This is a genomic window from Paenibacillus phoenicis (assembly GCF_034718895.1).
GTDB lineage: Bacteria > Bacillota > Bacilli > Paenibacillales > Paenibacillaceae > Fontibacillus > Fontibacillus phoenicis.
In genome coordinates this window covers 1,760,513-1,784,526 of sequence record NZ_JAYERP010000001.1, presented here as the reverse complement: position 1 = coordinate 1,784,526, position 24,014 = coordinate 1,760,513, and the positions used below count along the sequence as shown (strand labels likewise).

Here is a 24,014-nt window from a genome sequence, read left to right as displayed (position 1 = left end):
CTAATGGATAAGCGGCAAGGAGGACGGCTCGTGGATTTATCAGCATGGACGTTGGAGGAGAAGATCGGACAGTTATTTATTTGTGGGTTCCATAGCTTGGTGCCGGACGAACAGATTCGGACGCTGGTGCAGCAGTATCATGTGGGGGGTGTAGTTTATTTCCGCCGGAATATCGCTTCGGTGGAGCAGCTTGCCGAGCTGTCACGAAGCTTGCAAGGCTTGCCGCGCAGCAAACCGGAGCTTCCGTTGTTTATCTCGATTGATCAGGAAGGCGGGATGGTAGCCCGGCTGGATCATGAAGGGATGAGCCGGATTCCCGGCAATATGGCGCTGGGGGCGGCCAATGATCCGGCGTTGACGGAGGAAGTGGCGCGACTGGCGGCCAAGGAGATGCTGCAGCTGGGCATCAACTTTAACTTTGCGCCGTGCGTCGACGTCAACAACAATCCGGCCAATCCCGTGATTGGCGTCCGCTCGTTTGGGGAGCAGCCGGACCGGGTGGCCGTGCATGGAGCCGCGGCGGTTCGCGGATATCAGGCCGAAGACGTGATCGCGACGGTGAAGCATTTCCCCGGCCACGGGGATACGGCCGTGGATTCCCACCGCGGCTTAGCCAGTGTCCCGCACGGGAAGGAGCGGCTGCACCAGGTCGAGCTGGTCCCGTTCCGGGAGGCGATTGCGGCGGGCGTTGATGCAATTATGACGGCGCATGTGATCTTTCCGGCGTTTGAGCCGGAGGGGACGCCGGCAACGTTGTCGCACCGGGTGCTGACCGGCCTGCTGCGGGAAGAGCTGGGCTTCGGCGGGCTGATCGTCACCGATTGCCTGGAGATGCAGGCGATCGCGGGGCATTATGGCATCGCCGAAGGGGCGGTCCAGGCGATCGAAGCCGGCGCAGACCTCGTGCTCGTGAGCCATACGCTGGCCGACCAGCGTGCGGCGATCGAGCGGGTAGCCGAAGCGGTGCGGAGCGGGCGGATCAGCGAGGCGAGTATTGACCGCTCGCTCGAGCGCATCTTGGCGCTCAAGGCGAAGCGGATCGGCAGTGCGGCGCAGGCGGTAGCCGCCGCGACCGCGACGGCAGCGCCGCTGACGCCGGAGGCGGAGAGCGCCGCGCTGCTGCGCCATGCGGCAGAGCGCAGCGTGACGCTCGTGAAGGGAGCGGGCCGCTTGCCGCTGCAGAGCGATCAGCCGGTGCTGGTCGTCTGGCCGGAGCTGCGGCACCGCACCGAGGTCGATGAGCCGGCGGTGCATCAATATACGCTGGCGGATGCGCTGCGGCCGCTTCATGGCCAGGTCGTCATGACGGTGATTGGAACGCAGCCCAGCGACGAAGAGATTGCCGCGGTACTGGAACAAAGTCAAGAGGTCAGCCAAATCGTTGTGGCGACCTACACAGCAGAGGGGGGGATCCCTGAAGGTCAGCAGAAGCTCGTCCAGCGCCTTCAGCAGCTGTCGGGCAAACGTCTGATCGTCGTATCTACGCGGAATCCTTACGACTTAAACGCGTTTCCTGAGATCGAGACCTATCTCTGCTTATATGAAAATCGTCCGTTTTCGTTGGATGTCGCGGCCAAGGTTCTGGTCGGTGAGCTGCAGCCGCAGGGAGTATTGCCCGTCAGCTTAAACCAGGATTAATCCAAATTTCATAGGAGCGCCCGGGAGTGATTTCCGGGCGTTTTTTAAGATATCAGAAAGTATAAACTTCGGGGCATTGGCATCCTGATATCGCAAGAAAAACTTCCGCTAAACGCGGTCTGTCTACTTTGAATGTACGTCGACAGACGTTTTTCTTACGGAGATTTGTCAAAAAATAATAAAATCGGGCAACGAACGACGGAGTTTGCTAATATATTGTTTTGATTTGTCAGCAACTTTTCTTTTATCCATGCGTTTAATACAGTGTGAGTTAAAGGGAGTAACACAAAATGGGAGAGTAAGGGAGTTAAGGCATGAAATTTAAGAGATTGTTGATCACCACGATGTTGGTCGCATCGCAAGTGGCTATGGTGCTTCCAGCCAGCGCGGAGGAAATCGGGCAAGGAAACGGTCTGGAACCACAGACCGGAACACAACAGTTAGAAGTGAACGGGACAACAACCGATGTGGTGCAGCCTGGCGATCTGCCTGCAGATCAAGGAACAAACGATGGAACGACAGGAGAGACGGTTCCAGAAGAGGGTCAGGAAGGGACGGAAACCGGAGATGAAACGGTACCGCCAACAAGTCCGGTGACGACGCCTGCAGACCCAAGCATGCAGAGCCAAAGCAACTCCGGCCAACTGATTCTGATGGTGAACAGCAAGAAGATGTATCAGAACGGGAAGGAATACCTTGCCGGTTATCCGATGGAAGTGAAAGACGGCGTATCTTACATATCTATCCGGGCCATTGTGGAGCGTGCAGGATTCCAGCTGTCTTTTGACAATACAACGAAAGAAACGATCATTAAACGAGGCAACGACGAGCTGCGGTTTAAGCTGAATACGACTTATTATAAGGTTAACGGTGTGACGCAGACGATGCGGGGGAAATCCTATTCTGCGCAAAACAACTTCATGGTGCCGTTAACGGCGATCACGAAGGCGTTAAACATCTCGTATTCCTATGATGCGGTTGGCAAACGGGTGATCGTGAATTTGAACACGCTGCCGGTCGCTTCGTTTAGCATCGGCAACAAAGAAGTCATCGCCGGGGAAACACAGGTTCAATATATCACCAATGCGACTTCGCCAATCGGGCTACCGATCGTGAACGAGGAATGGATTGGACGCCAGGATGTCTTCATGACGCCGGGGGATTACACCGTAACTTACCGGGTGCAGGATTCCAGCGGCCAGTGGAGTAATCCGTTTACGCTGACGATTCATGTAGACAAGCCGCATACACCGCCGGTAGCGAATTTTACGACAGACAAAGACACCTACAAAATGGGTGAATTGATCACGTATACCGACCTCAGTACGGATGAAGTGGGCATCACCGAGCGCATTTGGGAAAATAAAGAGATGGCGTTCTTCACCCCGGGCCAGATGACGATCCGCCTGAAGGTTGTCAATAAATTTGGCTTGTACTCGACCGTGGAGAAGACGATTACGATTACGAACGAGACGCTCTACACGCGGGACGAATTTAATAAGCTGTTTATTCCGGTCGGGGAAGAATATACGTTTGACGGGACCCAGGTGCCAAGCTGGGAGCGAATCCGATACGCCTTCACTTCCGATGCGGTCACGTTGATCCGCAGCAACAGCCCGGAAACGGTGTATTCCAAAGGGATTCTGTATAAGGAATCGGCGATTGGGAATACGCGCTTCATGATCCACCACGCCAATTCGACCGGGAAACCGGTGAAAATGTACGTCATCGCCACGAACAACAATAGCGAAACGACGCGTTTGACTCAAAGCAACCTTGGATTTGGCGGTCCAAGCAGTTATGCAACAGCTGCGGGGAAGGCTTCGGTCATGCGCTATTACGAATCAATGCAAACCGGCAGCAAATATAAGGATACTTGGTTTGCTCCTGGAGAAAGCAAGATTATCCTGAATGAGCTGAGCGCTACGGCGATGAAGCAAGGGGATGTCATCTCCCTGTTTGCGGATTTGTATAGCGATCATACCTTAAATTATACCGTCATGATGGTTGATCAGGATCAAGATCCATTTAAGACGTTGCCTTATCTCAGTGTCTTAAAGCCTGATATCCATAACCGCGGCACTTATATGGAAGCCACTCGCAATATTGAAGTGACCGAGCTGATCGGCAATACGCCGTCCCGGTTGCTCATCGGCGACAACTCCAGCGATCCATTCCTGATCGGATACGATGGTCCAACCGGAGAGTATCGCATGAATGCCGGAAACTTCGGCGTTCTCTACAAGGTGAAGCTGTATCGGGTTGCGCCTAACACGCTGATCACGTTTAACCCGCGCGGCGGCCATTATATGGGCGGAATTATGGTCAACGGAAATATTGTCAGCTTACCATCCTCCGGCTCACTTAGTGCGCCTAACGAGAACGCGGTATTGTTCCGCACCGGTGAGCGCGAGCAAACTGTAGATCTGGTCTTCACGGCAGCTCCGGGCAGCAACTTGTCCGTCAACCTGCTGTTCCAGCAATTGCCGGAGAAGAAGAGCGAATAAACAGAAATGTACTTTAAAGCACGGCGCGAGAGCGCCGTGCTTTTTTTGCGTCCAAAAACAGTAGATCCTCCATCAAGTTGCGCATGAAATCAATTGTGCGAATTCGCTTTCTCCTGTAAGTTGAAAGAAAGCAAGGAAAAGGAGGGGGTAATTATGAACCACCTGAAGGTGATGATTGTCGACGATGAGATTTTGGCCATCGAGCACTTGAAGCGTTTGGTCCATTGGGAAGGCCTAGGGTTTACCGTAGCCGGAGAAACCGTTCATCCGCGGAAAGGGTTGGAATTGGCGGCCAAGCTGAAACCGGATCTGATTTTTGTGGATATTCGGATGCCTGGCATGGATGGCTTGATCCTGAGCGAGAGGCTGGCGGAAGCCGGGAGTCAAGCCAAGATCGTGATTCTTACCTCCTATAAGGAATTCGAATACGTAAAACAGTCACTGCGGATTGGCGTACATGATTACTGGGTCAAGCACGAATTAACGCCGGAGACCTTAACGCTGGAACTGGAGAAGCTCCGGGATACCATCGATAAGGATAAGGCAATCCAAAGAAAAATGAGCAAGACATTGCTTGAGCAGGCGAAGGCAGGAAAAGAACTTTCAAACGAAGAATTGAAAGCGCTTGCTAACTATATGGCCTCGTTTGGATCCCAGTATGTGTACATCGCTTTAGAGTTCGATACCCCTTATCCGGCAGTGGGTCGACCTATGGTCACACGAGATACGGGGATTCAGATGCCATGGGGGGTCGAGGACGGAACGAAATATCGTTGGATTGAGACGTTTACCATTGCGGCGGAGGGAACCCGGATCGGCGTTTTGCTTGGATTTGACGGCATGGTCAGCCGAAGGCAGCTGCATGAGGAACTTTTTCAGTGGAGCGCGCATTTGAAACAAGCGTATTCCGAGCATGTTTCTTCTATAGGGGGAACGGTATCCGTCGCGTGCTCGTCCGTGTTTCAGGAGGCAACGGGGCTGTTCGCTGCCGCGGCGTGGGCGGATAGGGCGCTGGATCTGCGTATTTTTACTGGGATGGACAGCGTGCTGATGTATTCCGAAGAAAAGGAAGGCACCATCTCAGCAGCGGATAGCCAAGAGACAGATTGGGAAGCGTGGATCCACCGACTACGTCATTATACGGAGGAGCATCGCCTTGCCGAAGTCGAAGAGGAGATCGACGCCATGTTTACCCTCGTCAAGAAAATGGCCCGACTTGAGGAATTGCGGATGCTCTGTAATGAATTGTCCAAGGAGCTGGATCGGCTTCGCATGAGCAAGGGAAGGTCTGCTTTTCGCGATGAACCGTACAGGGAGATTGAGGGTTCTGATGATTGGACTTCGGTGTCCGGCATTGCGCGTTGGTTTAAAAACCAGTTCCGAGCCGCGATGGAGGACGAGCACAGGGACGTCTATTCAGCGAAGGTCAGGAAAGCGATCCAATACATTAACCGGCATTATGCCAAAGATTTAAGCACCGAAAAAATTGCCGCGCATCTCGCAATCAGCGGCGATCATTTGCGGCATTGCTTCAAAAACGAAACCGGCCGTACGATCCTGGACTATTTAACGGAGGTTCGCATGGAGAAAGCCAAGCGTTACTTGGCGACAGGGCAATACAAGTTGTATGAGGTGGCGGAAAAAGTGGGTTACCGCAATAGCCATTATTTCAGTAAAGTGTTTCAACGTGTGACCGGACAGCATCCTCTGGAGTATTCGGAAAGGAAGCAATATCACGATGAGTAACTTATCCGGATTTAAAATGCGTGCTCGGATCCGCACCAAAATTATTGCCGTATGCGCTCTGATCCTATCCTCGTCACTATTGGCCAGCAGTTGGGTCACTTATTCGTATGTCAAGGATATCATGCGGGAACAAGCCGTCCGAGACAATACGACGAAACTGGAACAGACATCTTCTTTCATCAATCGTATGCAGGAGCAATTACGTGAAACCGCGGAATATATCATCAGCGATTCCGAGGTGAATGCGTTGATGGTCAAAGATCCAAACGATACGTACGAGCAGAGCTACTTCAAGAAAAATAAGGTTAGAGAGAAGCTGAAGCTGTTTCCCGTCATGAACTCTAGCTTGTTAAACGTGATGATTATCCGGCCGGACGGCGAGGTGTTTTCCAATTACCAAGGGTATGACAGCTACTACAAAGACTATCTGAATCAGGCTTGGTTTGCCGATTACCGGATGGGACGCAGCGAATCGCGTTTTTCGGATCCGCATGATTTTATTTTTCTCAACCGTCGGCAACAGGTGATCAGTTATGTCGTAAATTACAGGAACTTTAAGGACGATGGCGACGAGCGGTATTACCTCGTGCTGGATTTCAATCAAAAAGATCTGGCGAGCTTATTTGAACAGAGCAATAAGGATTTCGAACGTCTGCTTCTACTAAATCAGGACGGCGTTCCATTGTTCGACAGCAACCCCGGAGAGACTCGTTGGACCGATACCGATTCGGAAGGGGGAAAATATATCGAAATTGTTGATGATTCCGTGGAGGAGGACTGGAGACAAGTTGCGGTGATCTCCAAATCACGCTTGTACGAGCGGGTTAACAAGCTGTTGCTCTATTACACGCTGATTGTGGCCGTAAGCCTCATCGTGGTGATGATGATCCTGCTTCCTCTGCTCGTGCAACTGACCCGGCCGATCTCGAAGCTGGTCCGAGCGATGAAACGAGTGTCCGCAGGCGATTTGAATATCGAATTGCAGATCCGAAGCGGAGACGAAATGGAGCTGCTGGGGCTTGGATTTAACCGGATGATGAAGGATTTGAAATCGCTGATCGAATCGCTCGTGCAAGAACAGAAGGAAAAACGCAACATGCAGATCCAGCTCTTGTTGTCGCAGATGAACCCTCATTTTATTTATAACACGTTAAATACCGTAATTTATTTAGCACATGCAGGGCGGACGAAGGAGGTGGCCGACATGACCGCCTCGTTGATCCATCTCTTGCAAAACACGATCAAAATCGGCGATGATGCCTGGTTTACGACCCTGGAGGATGAAATAGAACTGGTGAATAAATACGCTGCCATCCAGGACTGCCGTTATCCCGGACGTTTTCGAATCGAATGGGACATTCAGGAAGAGCTTTTGCCCTGCATGGTCCTAAGGATGATGCTGCAGCCGCTTATTGAAAACGCGCTTTATCATGGGATATTCCCCTCCGAACGGCAAGGTTGGATCGGGATCTCTGCACGGAGATCGGATCGGTTTATCGAGGTGTCCGTCCTCGACAACGGCATCGGTATCAGCACATCCCAAACGGTACTGCCAATCCAGAATGCCTCCACGGGAATCGGACTTACAAATATTCGCGAACGCCTGAATTTTCACTATGGTGTGCAGGCAGGCCTCGAGATCAAGAGCTTTCCGGGCGAAGGAACGGAAGTAAGGATTCGCCTCCCTTTCACCATCGAGGACGGGGACTCCACCGCGGAAGACAGCCGATTTATGCGTAAAATAACCGGGTTGTGAGATTTTAACCCCATCGCTAGCGATGATAAGATCACGGTGTAAGCGGATACAAACAGACTGTGGGAGGGGTTAAATATGAAGAACAAGCGTCTGAAAAAGAGTTGGGTGACGCTCTTGGTGTTGGCGATGATGATCGCGGCGGTATTGGCTGGTTGCGCGAAGAATGATTCTGCCGCCAATCGGAACACAAGTGAGCCACCGTCGAATTCGGGTGGGACTTCGTCCAACGCCGAAGGGGAAGCTCCTTCACTCGGCGGGATTCCCACAAACATTGAAGGAGAAATCGTCGTATGGGATTGGGATGAAGCCTTCCTGACCACGATGGTGCCGGAATTCAACAAAGTCTTCCCGAATATCAAAGTGAAATACACCGTCGTCAACAATAACGATTATATGCAAAAGCTGCAAAGCGGGATTGCATCCGGCTCTGAGGTGCCTGATGTCATATTGGGCGAAATGAACTTCCGCGGGCAGTTGTTTGATCTCGATGTGCTCGACAATCTGGAGCAAGCTCCTTATCACTTCTCCAAGGACCAGCTGCTGGATTATTTGCCGCCGCTTCTCTCGAACACCAAAGGCGAGCTGGTTGGCGTCGATCAATCGATTACACCGGCTGGACTCGGGTACCGGAGAGACCTGGCCAAGGAATACCTGGGCACCGACGATCCAGACGAATTGTCCAAGCTGTTGCCGGATTGGAATGCCTTCATCCAAAAAGGGATCGAAGTCAAACAAAAAAGCGGCGGTGCGGTTACGATGATCGCCAGTTTCGACGACGCCTACCGCGTGTTGAAAGGGCAGACCGAACAGCCATACATTAATGGATCCACGATTGAGTTGACGGAGCGAATGAAGGCGCCGTTCGAGAAGCTGTTCGCCATGCGGGACGCCGGAATTCTTGGCAAATACGAGGGGTATACCCCGGGATGGAACGCGTCGTTTGCGAAAGGCGATAATATTTTCTACCCGATGGCGCCGTGGAGTCCCAAATGGAATGTGCAGGCTAATGATCCGGACGGCATCGGGCGTTGGGGCTTGATGGCCGCGCCTGAAGGCGGCTTCACGTACGGAGGAACCTCTGTCAGTGTCTATAAGAACAGCAAGAACAAGGAAGCGGCCTGGGCTTACATTTACTTCTGTTATTTGTCCACCGAAGGGATGGAAACGAACTACAAGAAGCTGGGGAATATGCCAGGGATCAAGAGCTTCTTCGAAGAGCATCGCGATTGGCTTGAGGCAGGAACCGAGCTGGATCAGTTCTTTAATCAAAACCTGAGCTTGACGTTCTACGACGACATCGTGCCAGAAGTGACGGGATCGACCCAAACGAAATACGATTCGATTGTGCAGACGGCGTTTAATTCGCTATTCCCGCTGTGGATGAAGGATACGAGCATCGGTGTGGACGGCGCTCTGGAGCAATTCAAGGAAGCTGTCAAAAATCAGGCCCCTGAGGCAACGATTAACTAATCGGGAGGATTGCCGGGGTGAGAGCGTCTCGTTTCTCACCCCAACTGATTCCTGAAAGGGGGACCAACCATGATGAATGCCCAAACGGTCGTCAACAGCAAGCCGAGGAAGCGGCTTGGACTTCGGCTGTGGCCATACTTGTTTTCGCTTCCGTTCGTGCTTCTGTATTTGGCGTTTCAGTTTTATCCGGTCGTATATTCGTTTTTCCTCAGTTTTCACGAGTGGAACGGTGTCAGCGAGAAACGGTTTGTCGGATTCAGCAATTATGTGACGCTGTTTACAAAAGATCCGTTGTTTTACAAATCGATTTACAACACGGTCGTCATCATGCTGATGTCGTTACCGACCCTGATCTTATCCGGCATGCTTCTGGCTTATCTCATTTTTAACATGGTCAACGGGCGTATGTTTTTTCAAACGGCGAATTTTCTGCCTTATATTACTACGCCTGTCGCCATAGGCTTCATTTTCTCCTTTATGTTTGACTGGCAGACAGGGATCATCAACGCCTTATTCGTAAAGATGGGCTTGCTTAAGGACGGGATCTACTGGTTACAGGACCCCTGGCTGTCCCGGATCATCATCGCAATTATGATCGTGTGGCGGAATTTGGGTTACTTTATCGCAATCTATTTAGCGGGGATGACGGCCATTTCCCAAGATGTCTACGAGGCAGCGAAGGTGGATGGAGCAACAGCGCTTCATACCTTCACCCGCATTACGCTGCCGCTGCTTAGAAATATCTCCGTGTTCCTCATTGTTACTTCAATCATCGGAAGCCTGCAGTTGTTTGACGAGCCGAAGCTGTTGTACGGCGGCTGGACGGCTAGCCAGGTTGGCGGACCGGACAATGCGGCGCTGACGATCATCTGGAAGTTCGTCAACGATTCGTTTATGAATGTTCGTTTTGGGTATGGTGCGACGATCGCTTATGCCTTGTTCATGCTGATCGTTGTTTTCTCAATCGCCAGCTATAAGCTCTCCATGGGGAAGGGGGATCAGGAATGAAGATCGTAAAATGGGCGTTTCTCAGCCTAGTTACCCTCGCTTCGCTGTTCCCTTTTTATGTGATGTTGATGATGTCGACGTATTATTCTGAAGACATTTTCAAAGGCCTGCCGTTGATTCCTTCCGATTATTTGCTGGAAAACTTGAAAACCGTGTTTAAGACCAACTTCGTACAGGTTTACTTGAACAGTATGATCGTTTCGGTATCCGCAGTTTTTATCGGCGTTTTCACCGCTACGATGATCGGTTATGCGGTAGCTAAATACCAATTTAAGCTGAGGAGCTTTCTTCGCTATTTCATTATCATTACGATGATGGTCCCCAGCCAGGTTGGCTTGATTGGCTACGTCATCGAGATGAGAACGCTGGGGTTCGGCAATACGCTTCTCTCCGTCATTCTGGTTTGGAGCGCATGGTCGTTTGGCGCTTTTTTCATGGTGCAGTTTATCAAGGACACGGTGCCAAATGAAGTCATCGAATGCGCGAGGATCGACGGGGCATCGGAGCCGCGAATCTTCTTTAACATCGTTATCCCGTTAATTAAGCCGGGGCTGGCCACGTTGGCGACGCTGGTGTTTCTCTGGTCATGGAACAACTACTTGCTGCCGTTAGTTACGATCAATAACAGCGATAACTATACGATCCCGCTGTTTGTTTCAACGCTGGGGTTTGTCCACCGGACCGATTATGGTGCCCGAATGGCGGCGCTGGGGTTGTCGACGCTGCCTGTTCTGATCATCTTCCTGTTTGGCAGCCGCTCATTCATTAAAGGGATTACCTCAGGGGCCGTGAAGGGATAAGGGGCAAAGCGGAACCGTCGGAATCAAGCTTCTAATCTAAGAGGTGAATCGAATGTACAAGATCAGCACGCATCTTCCCCGCAAACTGACCATAACGATGTGGGATTTCTCCTGGTATACGATGACGATGCCGGGTGAGCCGTTTCACGATTTGGAGCAATGCTTCAAGGAGGCGGTGGAAAGGGGCTACAATACGATTCGCATCTGCGCGATGCCCTGCCTGTTGTTTAAGGCGGACGGCCCGCGCCATGGGCGATTGGCCTTCTCCAATCTTGGCTCAGTGGGAGTCAGGACACGCTGGTATAATTGCAAGGGTGGTGCGGAAATCGATGGTCACCAGCATTTATTAAATCTGTTCACGCTGGCAAAGCAATATGACATGTTCATCATCCTATCTTCTTGGGAGTATCAACAGAGCCCAAGCTTCCTGAAAACTCCGGAGCTATTCGAAGCGCTGCAGGCGATTCCGCCGCAGGAACGATTTATGGCTTTGGCCTTGTCGATGGATCAGTTGATCCGCTTCGTCAAAGCGGCTGGGCTTGGGGACCGCATCGCTTACGTGGAATTGCATAATGAGATCGAGTTTGGGCGGTTGAGTCAGATGGCGTTGGAGGCGGGTATCCCGTCCCGGCAGCTTGGCAAGCTGATCCGGTATACGAAGTCTTATGTGGAGGAGGCGCTTGCCTATTTACAAGAGCAGCATGCCGATCTTCGGATCACCGGCTGCTACACGCTGAACGAACCCTATTCCAAAGACAGTGTGCCGGGTAACGAGGAGGTCGCCCATTTTCATATGTATATTAACGGCGTATTGCAGCAGTTGATGGAGGAGACAGGGATCCGTAATCCGAATATTAAATTTCCTAATGCTTTGGTACGATCTCTACTAAGAGATGATGCTCCGCCGTTTGAGGACTATCGGCTGCCCGTCGGCGAGGAATGGCGAATGCATGAAAATCCGGTCGGACTAAAGCTGATGTACGTCCATGACTGGTGCGACCCGGTGAAATGGGATTTATACTTGTATGAGCATTACGGCGCACATAAGCAGGCGATGCTGCAGAAGGTGGACGAACGGTTTCAGGAAACCGCGGATTGGGCAGAGAAGCACGACATTCCGGTTGTTATAGGCGAAGGATATGTCGGCTATACGCCGCTGTTCGCCCAATTTGAGGAAGGTCCGATCGGCAAAGCTATTGCGGAATACGCCATACGAAAAGGGATGGAGCACGGCTTTTGGGGCATGGTGCTCTGCTCCAATTGCGCTCCTCATCATCCCTTTTGGTCCGACGTCGCTTGGCAGCAGAAGTGGAACCGGTTTATTTTGAACAGTTGAGATAGACGCTAACGCTCTTTTGCCTTCTTTAAGGCAAAGGGGCTTTTTTACGTTTCGCGGAGTTGGATCCCGTCGAATTGACGCTGCTGTGAATTTGGGGCATTATTAGAAGAGACGCATGGAACGAAGGTGCAGACGGGAGGAATGTCACATGCTGTCGACCGAGGAGATTATAAAAGTGATGTCCAGCCGGGGACTGCGGATTACCGACCAACGCAAAAGCTTGGCCAAACTGTTCGCTGAGCGGGACGGGTATTTGACCCCTAAGGACGTCTATGAATATATGGGTAAGGAATACAGCGGCCTTAGCTTTGATACCGTGTACCGGAACCTCCGGGTGATGGAGGAGCTGGGGGTGTTGGAGCAGGTCGTATTTGAGGACGGTTTGAAGTTCCGAGCCAGCTGCAGCAGTGAAGGGCATCATCACCATCATATGATCTGCTTGCAATGTGAGAAGACGTATCCGATTCATTTCTGCCCGATGCCGCTGACCGATGCGCCGGAGCAGTTCCAGGTTGTGAAGCATAAGTTTGAGGTATTTGGGTATTGCAAAAATTGCCGGCCGGACGGCAAGCCGCAGGATGCCGCGCCGGAGCAACACGAGGTGCACTGAGATGGGGCTCGTCCGCAAAACGTTTCAGGCGCCGATCCACGTGTACCGCAAGTTTATTTCGCCGCTCAAGCCGCCAACCTGCAGGTTTTATCCGACCTGCTCGGCATATGCTTTGGAGGCGATTGAGGTCCATGGCCCGCTGAAAGGGTCTTGGCTGGCGGCCAAACGGATCGTGAAATGCCAGCCGTTTCATCCGGGCGGTTATGATCCGGTTCCCCCTAAGGTAGAGAAGAAGCGCGGGGGAGAGCAAGGCACGCCTCCGCTGAGCGGCGGACAAGCCTAATCGCATTTGTGCGAGACCAACTCCAGCGCGGCTTGACACGGTTTGGAAATTTTTTTAATATAAAGTTTGAAATGAACAACCTCAACCTCAATACTTTCCAGTGAACGGATGAGTACAAGGATTGGATCCAGCCACAGAGAGCCGGGGGAGCTGCAAACCGGTCTGGAGCGTCTTTGGAATATGGTCCGGGAGGAACCGTCTTTGAGCCGAGCAGCGTGCGCTTTATGCGCAGCGCTTCGGTAAGGAGATGGCGTAGAGTCCGGCGTTAACGGACGGTCGAATTTCGACCAACGGAGCCCGCAGCCTGTGAAGGAGCGGGGAAATTGGGTGGTAACGCGTGAGAACTCTCCCGCCCCATATGGGGCGGGAGTTTTTTTGTCGTATTTGTCATGAAATAAAAGGAGATGAATCGCGATGTCCAACAAACCAACATTTTACATTACGTCGCCGATCTATTATCCAAGCGATAAGCTGCATATCGGCCATGCCTATACGACGGTGGCGGGGGATGCCATGGCGCGGTACAAGCGGCTGCGCGGCTTTGATGTCCGCTATTTGACGGGGACGGATGAGCACGGACAGAAGATCGAGCAGAAAGCGAAGGAAAAAGGCCAAACCCCGCAGCAGTTCGTAGACGGGATCGTGGCGGGGATCAAGCAGCTGTGGGAGAAGCTGGACATTTCCTACGATGACTTTATCCGCACAACGGAGCCGCGGCATAAGCAGGTCGTGGAGGCGATTTTTGACCGTTTGCTGAAGCAAGGGGATATTTACAAAGGGGAATATGAAGGCTGGTACAGCATTCCTGACGAGACGTATTATACGGAATCGCAGCTGGTGGATGTCATCCGCAATGAAAAAGGCGAAGTGATCGGCGGGAAAAGCCCGGAGAGCGGCCATGCGGTAGAGCTGGTGAAGGAAGAGTGTTATTTCTTCCGGATGAGCAAGTATGTGGATCGTTTGCTGAAGTTCTATGAGGAAAACCCGGACTTCATTCAGCCGGAGTCCCGCAAGAATGAGATGATCAACAACTTCATCAAGCCGGGGCTGGAGGATTTGGCCGTCTCGCGCACAACGTTCGACTGGGGCGTGAAGGTCAAAGGCGATCCGAAGCATGTCGTGTACGTGTGGATCGATGCGTTGTCCAACTACATCACGGCCCTTGGTTACGGCACGGACAATCAAGAGCTGTTTGAGCGGTATTGGCCGGCAGACGTTCATCTCGTGGGGAAAGAAATCGTGCGCTTCCATACGATTTACTGGCCGATTATGCTGATGGCGCTGGGGCTGCCGCTGCCGAAGAAGGTGTTTGGCCATGGCTGGCTCTTGATGAAGGGCGGGAAAATGTCCAAATCCAAGGGCAACGTCGTGGATCCAAACGTGCTGATCGACCGTTACGGGCTTGATGCTACCCGGTATTATTTGCTGCGTGAGGTGCCGTTCGGTTCGGACGGTTCGTTTACGCCGGAAAGCTTCGTACAGCGGGTGAACTCCGATCTAGCCAACGACCTTGGCAACCTGCTGAACCGTACGGTGGCGATGATGGAGAAATATTTTGGCGGCGAGGTGCCGGCTTATGAGCCAAACGCCACGGCGTTTGATGCGGAGCTGGAGCAAGCGGCGCTGGATACGGTCCGCAAGGTAGAGGAGGTTATGGAGAACATGGGGTTCTCCGTGGCGCTCACCCATATTGGGGCGTTTATCAGCCGCACGAACAAATACATCGATGAGACGCAGCCGTGGGTGCTGGCCAAAGATGAAGCGAAGAAAGGCGAGCTCGCTTCGGTCATGGCGCATCTGGCCGAGTCGCTGCGCATCGCCTCGATCCTGTTGCAGCCGTTCCTGACACAGGCGCCGGCGAAGATCTGGGCGCAGCTCGGCATCGCTCCCGGGGAGCTGACGACCTGGGAGAGCGCCAAGACGTTTGGCCTGATCCCGGCCGGAACGAAGCTCGTCAAAGGCGAGCCGATCTTCCCGCGGCTCGACGCAGAGCAGGAAATCGAGTTTATTTCGAACTCGATGACCGGGGGTACGCCGGCGGCTGAGGCTGCCGCCCCGGCCGCCGCTTCGGCGTCGACGCCGGCACCGGCAGTGGAGAAGCCGGAGCCGAAGGACGAAATCGGCATCGACGATTTCGCCAAGGTAGAGCTGCGGGTCGCGCAGGTGCTCGCCTGCGAGCCGGTGCCGAAGGCCGACAAGCTGCTGAAGCTGCAGCTGGATCTAGGCTATGAGCAGCGCCAGGTCGTGTCGGGCATCGCCAAGTTCTACAAGCCGGAGGAGCTGGTTGGACGCAAAGTGATTTGCGTGACCAACCTGAAGCCGGTGAAGCTGCGCGGCGAGCTGTCGCAAGGCATGATCCTCGCCGCTTCGGAAGGCGATCAGCTGACGCTGGCGACGGTGCCGGATACGATGCCAAATGGCGCCATCGTGAAATAGCTATTGATTTAAGTTCATGTGAGCGAGGAAACTCTAAGTTTCCTCGCTCGTTTTTTGTGTAAGAAAACCCCAGTTCGACTGGGGGTTCAGGAAAGCTTATAGCTATGAGTAAAAATCCCTTGACCTTTATGATAAGATAGTAGCCGGTCTGCCAACCGCAACATCAAATCAAGGAGGACAAGAGCAGTCTAGTACATACGCGCTGGAACTGCAAATACCATATTGTATTTGCACCAAAGTACAGACGCCAAGTCATCTACGGGAAGTTGAAGCGAGAGATTGGAAAAATCATTCGAGAGCTATGTGAGCGCAAAGGAGTGGAGATTCATGAAGCAGAAGCGTGCCCGGATCACATCCATATGCTGGTGAGCATTCCGCCGAAGTTGAGTGTATCGGAAATTATGGGGTATTTAAAGGGAAAAAGTTCGCTCATGATCTTCGATAAATTTGCGAATCTGAAGTATCGATACGGGAATCGCCAATTCTGGTGCCGTGGGTACTTTGTGGATACGGTAGGACGAAACAGGAAGGCGATCGCCGAATATATTCGGAATCAACTAACAGAGGATAAGAACTCACTAGCGTTGCATTAAGTAATTTTCGTCACGATAGAATTGAACTGATATCAATAAAATGAATATTTTTGCATCTTTGTTTCCTCTGGATAAACTAAAATGGCTAAGGGGGAATAGATCCACGAGTTATCCATTTTTTTTAATTTTCATTTGTCATTAACGTACGATCAGTTTCGGCTCCATTGACTTCGTTGCCTTTTTCGGGGGCCTACCATTTCGCTTAGGTCGTCCCTTCGATGTTCGCGTTGGCTTGCGGTAGATCGCTACTAAAAAATCGTCCCATGGTTTTTCCGCATAGATTCGCATCAGTTGGAGCAGATCCCACGCTGATTTCTTACAGTTCAGAGTTAGTTTAACAAGTAAACATAACGCATAGGCGATCAAAGCAATATACATTTGGTTCCATATCGCTTCGGGCGTATAACCATGCGGTTTAACCAATCGAATATGCTGTTTGACCCACTTGAAAAACAACTCGATATGCCAGCGATTTCGGTAAACCTCAGCGATTTGGTGCGCAGACAAGTCGAAGCGATTCGTTACAAGACAATAGGTTCGCTTCTGGTCATCGCAAAACTCGATTAAGCGAAAGATCCAGGGAAAGTCCGGAAGTTTCACGTCGGCATCTCGGATGAATCCCTTCTGTCTTTTGGGCAGTTCCCTTTCTCGGATGACCGTTAATCGGCTATTTTCCTTGACGCAGCAGACAAACTTGATTTTGTCCTTTAGCCATTTCTGAAAATATACTTGGTAGCCGCGATCCATCACGTAAGTCGCGGCTTTGGCGATCGTAAATTCCAGAGCCACTTCATGGTCCGCGACGTCCTTGGTGGAAGCGATGATTTTGTCCGGATACATGGTTTTGGAATCCATGACGACCAAGGAAGTGTGCATCTTCACGCCGTGATTCGTCTCTGAGCAGTAGCACCATTTCGCGAGAATAGGCGGCAAGGTAATCCCCGTCGAATCGATGAGTTTGAGTTTACCCATGCCAGGAGTCACCCCTTTTAAATCCTTTGTTCTTTGCTTGATTTGCTCGATGATCGAGAAAAAAGGGTTTGAAGGTTGGCCATAGGCAGCCGCTTCATTTTCCGCGATAACTGGGCAGCACTTATGCTTTCGAGTTTCAGCAGTTTCTGAAATTCGCGATTGGCGGCTAAATGCTCTGACATGACTTTGTAAGAACTGCGCTGGTGCAACTGAGCTTCGATAAACAAGAGCGTCGAAGCGCAGACAAATAATTTCCGAGACTGATAGTCTAAAGTTGCATCCCGGGAAGAATCCACATTTAACAGTTTCAGACATTGACAAATGACGGTTTGATTCGGTACGTTATCCATAGTCATCTCCTTATTGTTGAGGCGTTTTATGGATAACGCGTGGTTAACTCAACAATAGGAGATGTCTTCTTTTTTGTCTGCGAATTTTAATGCAACGCCAGTGATAAGAACTACGAACAACTCACGATGAAAGAACTGTTCGACCCGTTTACGGGTGAGTCGGTAGGAAGGGGCAAATAAAAAGCCCCTTTGAGGGGCAAGCCCGAGACCGCTCGCGGTTGGCAGACTTTCAATGCGCCTTCTTAGGCGCCTGCTAGTACAGGGCTGATGGAAGCCACCGGCTAAGCCGGTGGTTATGACTAGTGACATGGACGCATGGATACGAAGAAGGCTAAGGCGATGTTGGGGGGAATAATGAAGCTACACCGGGAAATGAGAAGACGAGGATGGAAAAATAAAGGACTTCCGGGATTCAGAATGATAGCAAGAGAAGCTCACGCTCCACCTATGCCCAATTTTTCATGCCTAATAAGTGGTTTGAAGAAATGGGACTATATATAATTTTTATACAATTAACAAAAAACTCGTCCTCAATGGGGGAGCCATGGAGGAGCCGTTTGCGATGATCCGCATGTACTGATTTATGGGAGGTCCATGCAAATGCTCATGGGCTCACTCGATATTGAGTTAGTTGCGATTATTATAAATAAATTCCCAAAATTAGCAATAAAATAGTATACAAATATACCAAAATATACTATATTTATATCGATGATGGATTGTAGGTTGTGAGAGTTGGATATTAGTAAGGGTCTATGGCCTTATTTGTTTTATACCCCTCAATTTTATATTAGTAATTTATTATATGACTCTTTATATCTCTCTCATACTTAACAACCCATTAAATAAAAAAGAGAGGATGATTTAATTATGAGAACTTTGAGTTTAAAAGGTAAGGTGAAAAAGTCACTATTATTGGTCCCTCTTCTCACAATCTCGTTATTTACTGGAATTACAAATGCGGAAAGCATTTCTAGTAAAGAATTAGCAGAACAATCTGTAAACAATTATATTAAGGCTGTACAAGAAGGAGATATTGCCAAAGCAGTAAATTGGGTCGTTGATGAAAGATTTAGTACTACTGAGGAACAGTTAAGTCAGTATAAAGAAGCTTTGATTAGCAACCCATTTTCGGATGTTAATCTTAAGAGTTTAACCCCCAACTCAGATGGTAGCTATACAGCGCTAGTAGAATTAACTAGAAAGGATGGTGGAGAAAAAAATACGGTATCTTATCCAGTTATTTATAAGGATAACAGTTGGAAGTTGGTGATCAACGGGCAGGAGACAATGAGTAAAAAGGTGGAAAAATTAATCCAGTATCAGAATTCAGCCGTAGTTTCACCACTTGCCTCTACTCATCTAGGAAGTTATAGCGCATCTTTACTGAAAGTAGGGGAATCGACTTATAGCGATAAATTTGATATGACCGAAAATGCTGTAGGAGTTACAGGATGGCAACAAATTCCTGGAAGTGTCTCGGACACTACTGTACGTTATAGCGTAGTAAAGAAAGGCTTATTTAGTGATGATGTTTACGGACAAACCTTCTATACAGGTTGGAATTACTGGAATGGAGAAGCCTTTTACATTACTATCACAACAGGTTCGACAACATATAGTGGAGTTCACTTGAAAGCTACTAACGAAGATGTTGGAAATAGCGTAAGTATACGAGGTCATATTTACGGTAATTAAAAATTATTAGATCTGGAGAATGATTACTCTATTCTCCAGATCTTTATGTTATTATAAATATTGTGGGGGACCTAACAGTGTTGCTAAAAGACAGCTCCGCTAAAGAAGAGACAAGAGCCCGTTATGAATATATATGGAATCATCAACTTCTTACTATAGATGAAGAAAAAGTGGGAAAAGTTTTAGATAAATTAGAGTATGAGTTATTGCCTTTTCGTCAAAAATTGTTAAAACGGTGGGACAAAGTATTGGATCTATTTAAATCTAAATTCATTTGGATTATTCCTTTAATTGTTATTATAACGTTAATATTATTTTATGTATTGTTTGTGTTTGTTGCATTATTAGTAGACTAATTTAGTCTGTAATTACATTGTGTAAAATTATACAAGGCCGTCCCCTATTCCGAGGACGGCTTTCCAATTATCTCTCAAATTTCCTAATCGGGTTCGTTCTTCTTCGGATGCTCCAACGCTTCGAGAATGCGCAGCCTATACTACTGGAACGTTAGTATTGGATCGGCTACACTTAGTTGGACAATAAAAATAAGGGCTTGTAGAATAGACCTATCATGTTAAGGAGCGGATCTCAACAATGCCTAAACAACCACGACGCACGTTTACAACCGAGTTCAAAAAGCAAATGGTGCAGCTCTATGAAAACGGGAAATCCCGCGCAGCGATTGTGGAGGAATATGACCTCACTGCGTCTGCTTTAGACCGCTGGATCAAGCAAGCCCAGACCACAGGCTCCTTCAAGGAGAAGGACAATCGCTCTTTCGAAGAAAATGAACTCATCACTTTACGTAAAGAGATTCAACGACTTAAGATGGAGAACGATATTTTAAAGCAAGCCGCGCTGATCATGGGACGAAAGTAGCTATCATCCAGAACAACCGTGATAAATACTCGGTATCAGCAATGTGCGACGTCCTACAAATTGCAAAGAGTACGTTCTACTATGAAGCAAAGGAACGAGCGAAGGAAGATGAACTAACAGAAACGATTGTGGAGATCTTCCACAAGAACCGCAAAGCCTACGGCACGCGCAAGATTAAAGCCAAGCTAAAGGAACAAGGAATAGTTGTATCTAGACGTCGCATTGGCCGCATTATGAAGGAGCAGGGGTTGGTCTCCACCTACACGATCGCTCAGTATAAGCCCCACAAAGCGGCCTCCAATGAAGCAAAGACGGCAAATGTGCTGGCTCGTGAGTTTGAGCAGACAGAAGCAAAGCGCTTCGTCGTTAGCGATCTAACGTATGTAAAGGTTCAAAACAAGTGGCATTACATTTGTGTGCTGATCGACTTGTTCAATCGAGAAATCATCGGGCATAGTGCGGGCCCAAACAAGGATGCGGCTCTGATTTCCCGTGCCTTCTCTACCGTACAAGGTGATCTGCGTCAAATCCAGTGGTTTCATACGGACCGCGGTAGTGAGTTTAAAAACGAAAAGATGGACGAGCTATTGGAGACCTTTAAAATCGGTCGATCTCTCAGCATGAAAGGCTGTCCCTATGACAATGCCGTGGCTGAAGCTACCTATAAAATTATGAAAACGGAGTTCATTAACCAGATGAGCTTCCACAGCCTTCTTCATCTAGAGGTGGAACTGTACGATTACATCAACTGGTTCAACAAGCATCGGATTCACGGAACACTGGGATACCTGACACCTGTTCAGTATCGTCAAGAAGCCCTTAATAAAGTTGTCTGATTTACTGTTGACAATCCAGTATTGTCCGGTTGCACGGATAGGAGAGTTTGCGACTTTCCGCCCGATAACTGTTTAGGATAAGTTTTCTCGAAACCGTTCAGCTTAAAGACCCTGATCAGCTCAATGACCTTTTCCGTACGGTTTGATCCCGAAGGTTTAAGTCCGCCGCGATATTCCCACGACCGTTAGCCAAGGGAACAGTCTGAGTTCCTGAAAGGTAAAGCCTTTATCTTTTGAAAGCCCCTTAACGGGTTCCCAGTTAATTCGACGGTTCCGTCATAGTCAGGGTCCAATCTGGTAATGATTTTGAGCAAGGTGCTTCTCCTGCACCCGGCTCGGACCGATGAAAGTGGGCAACTTATTTTCCTTGACGGATAAATCCAATTGGAATTTAAATGTATATATCACATAAAATAACTTATCTTTTTATTTTAAAATTGACTGTCGTCTCGAAATTGCGGGCCAATTGATGTACGGACTACTCTTCCTAATTATTGAAACTTTGAATTAATGGTGTCAATCGTCTGTGAAAATGTCACCTTAACTGTGCTATGAAAATGTCACTTTATTTGTATGAGCCTTCTGTTTTACCAGGAGGTCTCCGCATAGCTGTTATGCTGTGAGTATATAGCATCTTGGAATGAGCTTCGTTTTGTGCTAAGCTTAGCCATGGTGTTTACCGTGGATCTCCACGGATGATCTACAGCGGGTTTGCGTGGCTGCGCAGAACTCGCTTTTTTTGTTTCTTCAGCCACTCGTTGAGGTTTTTCCGTCCTTTTTAAAGGTAAGGCTTGTCCTTGGTACCACAACAGAATTTCACCGTTTAAAGTCTCACGTACTTCGACTGTAGACTTGGCATCAAGTCGGAGAGGAATCGGTTTGGCGAGAGTGTAGATCTTTCCATTGTATGAAAGCGTGTTGCCAGTACCCATTTGGCGATATTCACGAACCGTGAAGATATGCCCAAGATGGACGGCAGAGTCAAGTGGTATATAAGCCGAGTCAGCTTCCTTCGGCAGAACGGCAAACTTGCGATTGTGCTTGTCGAGCAGAAGAGGAAGCACCTTATTTGCTTCATCCATCGACTTCACACCCAAGAGCCGCAGTTCAATCACCAGACGGTCCTGGAACGTTTTCCAGAGCCTTTCTATACGTCCCTTGGCTTGAGGCGTAATCGCCTTGATATGCTCAATATGTAGGTCAGCCATGGCTTTACCGAAATTGGATAGAGGTTTGGTTTTTCCGGCAAGCTCCTGCTCCACGGTGAGCTTCTCATTCGGCGATCGGAAGATGGTGTGCCGATCACTGTATAAACCAAGGGGTACACCATATTGCTCAATGCCCTGCTGCATCACCAAGAAGTAGCCTTCACGACACTCGTTCTTACGGAATACGGCACCGACGACAATGCCTGTCGCATCGTCAATGGCTGCGTGTAGTGCAAAGGCGGGGGCCCGGTTTTCAAGCCAGGCATAAGGTGTCGCATCAATTTGCCATAGCATTCCGGCCTGAGCCTTACGTTGACGAGGCGGATGTGCTTTACTGCGCCGTCTTGGTTTCACTTGTTTTATCCCTTGATCCAGCAGGATTCTACGCACACTCGAGGGGCTAATTTGTATCGCTTCATGTTCCTCTAACAACTCCGCATAATGACAACTGTTACTACCGTGATACTTCGTCTGATATAAGGTGACAACTTGTTCCTTTAGTTCATCGCTTAAAGCATATACCGGTTTCCTTCCTCGATTTTTATGAATGATTCCCTGCGCTCCTCCCTCAACACAATATTTCTTCTTCAGTCGAATAATCTGCCGCTCCGTCAGCCCTAGGGCTGCTGCTCCTTCTCTGTTTGTCATATGTCCCTCAAGGACTTTCTCCACCACAACTACCTTCTTTAGTTCTGTTCTTGTCAAAGTTAATGTCTCCTGTCCCATAGTGACATTATCTCAGAACAGTTATAGGGTGACATTATCACAGAAGAACAACACAGGAAGAATAATAGAGGTTGACATTCCAAGAGGAGGGTCCTATAATCCTTGTTGGTAATCATTACGATTAAGAGAGGGAGTTATTGATGTTTATACATAGATTTAAGCGAGGGTTCGTCTTAGCAGCCGCGGGGCTTACGTTACTGTTCGTTCTAGCAGGCTGCGGGAAGAACGCAAGCAGCGGAACGATCGTAGAAGGCAAAGTGAACGTGATCACCAGCTTTTATCCGATCTATGAATTTGCCAAGACGATTGGCGGCGAAGAAGCGAACGTCATCAATTTGCTGCCGACCGGCGTTGAGCCGCATGATTGGACACCGCGCAGCCAGGATATTTTAAATGCGTCCAAAGCTCAGCTGTTTTTGTATAACGGCGCTGGGCTGGAGGGATGGGTTCCGAACTTTCTGAAGGGCCTAGGTGCAGATGCCAAAGTCAAAACCGTGGAAGTCAGCCAAGGGATCGATTTGATCGAAGCGGAAGGCGATGACGGTCACGGGCATGGCGAAGAAGCCGGGCATGAAGCGGAAACAGACTTGGACCATGAGGAGGAAACGGCGGCCCATCAAGTGGACCCGCACACCTGGGTTAGCCCGAAATCCGCGATCATCATGGCGGAGAATATCAAGAACAGCTATATCGAGGTAGATCCGGAGCACAGGGAGGCTTATGAAGCCCGGTATCAGGAACTGCTGGGTCAACTGCAGGCATTGGATGCCAAGTTCACCGAGCAATTATCCTCGCTGCCTAAGAAGGAAATTGTGGTTTCCCACCAAGCATTTGGCTACTTGTGCCGGGATTACGGACTAACCCAACATGCGATTATGGGGCTGTCACCGGAGGCTGAGCCGCGGGCTCAGGACTTGGTGGCATTGTCGAAGCTGGTGAAGGAGAAGGGCATTCGTTATGTATTTTTCGAAGAGCTCGTTTCGGATAAACTAGCCAAGACGCTGGCTTCCGAAGCTGGTGTGGATACGCTGGTGCTCAATCCCGTGGAAGGACTGACGAAAGCCCAAGCCCAAGCTGGCGATAATTACTTTACGTTGATGGAGAAAAATTTGCAAAATCTGATCCAAGCTCTACAATAAGAAGAAACTATATGTACCGG

The 24,014-nt window shown here is 49.7% G+C and carries 19 protein-coding genes; 16 read left to right on the top strand and 3 right to left on the bottom strand.

Annotation, left to right across the window (positions count from 1 at the left end; translation table 11 throughout):
* Positions 1-3: 3 nt before the first annotated feature.
* The 12 genes from nagZ (at position 4) to tnpA (ending at position 16,186) form a co-directional block, all read left to right on the top strand.
* Entirely contained in the window at positions 4-1,638 is a 1,635-nt protein-coding gene (gene nagZ, locus U9M73_RS08485) for a beta-N-acetylhexosaminidase (RefSeq protein ID WP_323076834.1), read from the top strand.
* Positions 1,639-1,952: 314 nt separating this feature from the next.
* Complete coding sequence (locus U9M73_RS08480) at positions 1,953-4,145, top strand: stalk domain-containing protein (RefSeq protein WP_260070606.1); 2,193 nt, start codon at positions 1,953-1,955, stop codon at positions 4,143-4,145.
* A 153-nt stretch (positions 4,146-4,298) separates the two neighbouring features.
* Positions 4,299-5,891, top strand: a complete 1,593-nt coding sequence (locus U9M73_RS08475) for a response regulator transcription factor (protein ID WP_323076833.1) — start codon at positions 4,299-4,301, stop codon at positions 5,889-5,891.
* Positions 5,884-7,647 (top strand): sensor histidine kinase, encoded by a 1,764-nt coding sequence (locus U9M73_RS08470; protein WP_323076831.1) that lies wholly within the window; start codon positions 5,884-5,886, stop codon positions 7,645-7,647. The genes U9M73_RS08475 and U9M73_RS08470 overlap by 8 nt, the downstream gene beginning before the upstream one ends.
* A gap of 75 nt (positions 7,648-7,722) precedes the next feature.
* Positions 7,723-9,117 (top strand): ABC transporter substrate-binding protein, encoded by a 1,395-nt coding sequence (locus U9M73_RS08465; RefSeq protein WP_323076830.1) that lies wholly within the window; start codon positions 7,723-7,725, stop codon positions 9,115-9,117.
* Between the two features lie 69 nt (positions 9,118-9,186).
* Entirely contained in the window at positions 9,187-10,125 is a 939-nt protein-coding gene (locus U9M73_RS08460; protein ID WP_323076828.1) for a carbohydrate ABC transporter permease, read from the top strand.
* A complete protein-coding gene (locus tag U9M73_RS08455; RefSeq protein WP_009225322.1) occupies positions 10,122-10,925 on the top strand; it encodes a carbohydrate ABC transporter permease in 804 nt (267 codons plus the stop codon). Before U9M73_RS08460 ends, U9M73_RS08455 begins: the two co-directional genes overlap by 4 nt.
* Before the next feature lie 52 nt (positions 10,926-10,977).
* Positions 10,978-12,261, top strand: coding sequence for a cellulase-like family protein (locus U9M73_RS08450; RefSeq protein ID WP_036645275.1), 1,284 nt, complete (start codon positions 10,978-10,980; stop codon positions 12,259-12,261).
* A gap of 151 nt (positions 12,262-12,412) precedes the next feature.
* On the top strand, positions 12,413-12,874 hold the full coding sequence (locus tag U9M73_RS08445) for a Fur family transcriptional regulator (RefSeq protein WP_016311681.1): 462 nt from the start codon (positions 12,413-12,415) through the stop codon (positions 12,872-12,874).
* A 1-nt stretch (position 12,875) separates the two neighbouring features.
* Positions 12,876-13,157 carry a membrane protein insertion efficiency factor YidD gene (yidD, locus tag U9M73_RS08440; RefSeq protein ID WP_028538267.1) on the top strand — a complete coding sequence of 94 codons (282 nt, stop codon included), beginning with the start codon at positions 12,876-12,878 and terminating at the stop codon, positions 13,155-13,157.
* Positions 13,158-13,571: 414 nt separating this feature from the next.
* On the top strand, positions 13,572-15,593 hold the full coding sequence (gene metG, locus U9M73_RS08435) for a methionine--tRNA ligase (protein ID WP_323076822.1): 2,022 nt from the start codon (positions 13,572-13,574) through the stop codon (positions 15,591-15,593).
* Positions 15,594-15,760: 167 nt separating this feature from the next.
* Positions 15,761-16,186: an IS200/IS605 family transposase gene (gene tnpA / locus U9M73_RS08430; RefSeq protein WP_323079095.1), complete on the top strand. Its 426-nt coding sequence runs from the start codon at positions 15,761-15,763 to the stop codon at positions 16,184-16,186.
* Between the two features lie 138 nt (positions 16,187-16,324).
* Here the strand turns inward: tnpA and U9M73_RS08425 are convergent, their stop codons facing one another.
* Entirely contained in the window at positions 16,325-17,158 is an 834-nt protein-coding gene (locus tag U9M73_RS08425) for an IS4 family transposase (protein WP_323076821.1), read from the bottom strand.
* Between the two features lie 17 nt (positions 17,159-17,175).
* A complete protein-coding gene (locus U9M73_RS08420) occupies positions 17,176-17,508 on the bottom strand; it encodes a hypothetical protein (RefSeq protein ID WP_323076820.1) in 333 nt (110 codons plus the stop codon).
* Between the two features lie 870 nt (positions 17,509-18,378).
* Between U9M73_RS08420 and U9M73_RS08415 the strand changes: the two genes are divergently transcribed.
* From U9M73_RS08415 to U9M73_RS08405, 3 genes are all read left to right on the top strand, one after another.
* A complete protein-coding gene (locus tag U9M73_RS08415; protein WP_323076818.1) occupies positions 18,379-19,206 on the top strand; it encodes a hypothetical protein in 828 nt (275 codons plus the stop codon).
* 77 nt (positions 19,207-19,283) lie between these two features.
* On the top strand, positions 19,284-19,562 hold the full coding sequence (locus U9M73_RS08410) for a hypothetical protein (protein ID WP_323076816.1): 279 nt from the start codon (positions 19,284-19,286) through the stop codon (positions 19,560-19,562).
* 238 nt (positions 19,563-19,800) lie between these two features.
* Positions 19,801-20,921 (top strand): IS3 family transposase gene (locus U9M73_RS08405; protein ID WP_157274695.1). Its coding sequence is split into 2 segments (ribosomal slippage): positions 19,801-20,050 and positions 20,050-20,921, totalling 1,122 coding nucleotides; the frame shifts between segments, so codons are not numbered across the junction.
* A 587-nt stretch (positions 20,922-21,508) separates the two neighbouring features.
* Here the strand turns inward: U9M73_RS08405 and U9M73_RS08400 are convergent.
* Positions 21,509-22,834 carry an ISNCY family transposase gene (locus U9M73_RS08400; RefSeq protein ID WP_323076815.1) on the bottom strand — a complete coding sequence of 442 codons (1,326 nt, stop codon included), beginning with the start codon at positions 22,832-22,834 and terminating at the stop codon, positions 21,509-21,511.
* A 161-nt stretch (positions 22,835-22,995) separates the two neighbouring features.
* On the opposite strand from U9M73_RS08400, the gene U9M73_RS08395 reads away from it, so the two are divergent.
* On the top strand, positions 22,996-23,994 hold the full coding sequence (locus U9M73_RS08395) for a metal ABC transporter substrate-binding protein (protein ID WP_323076814.1): 999 nt from the start codon (positions 22,996-22,998) through the stop codon (positions 23,992-23,994).
* Positions 23,995-24,014 lie beyond the last annotated feature (20 nt).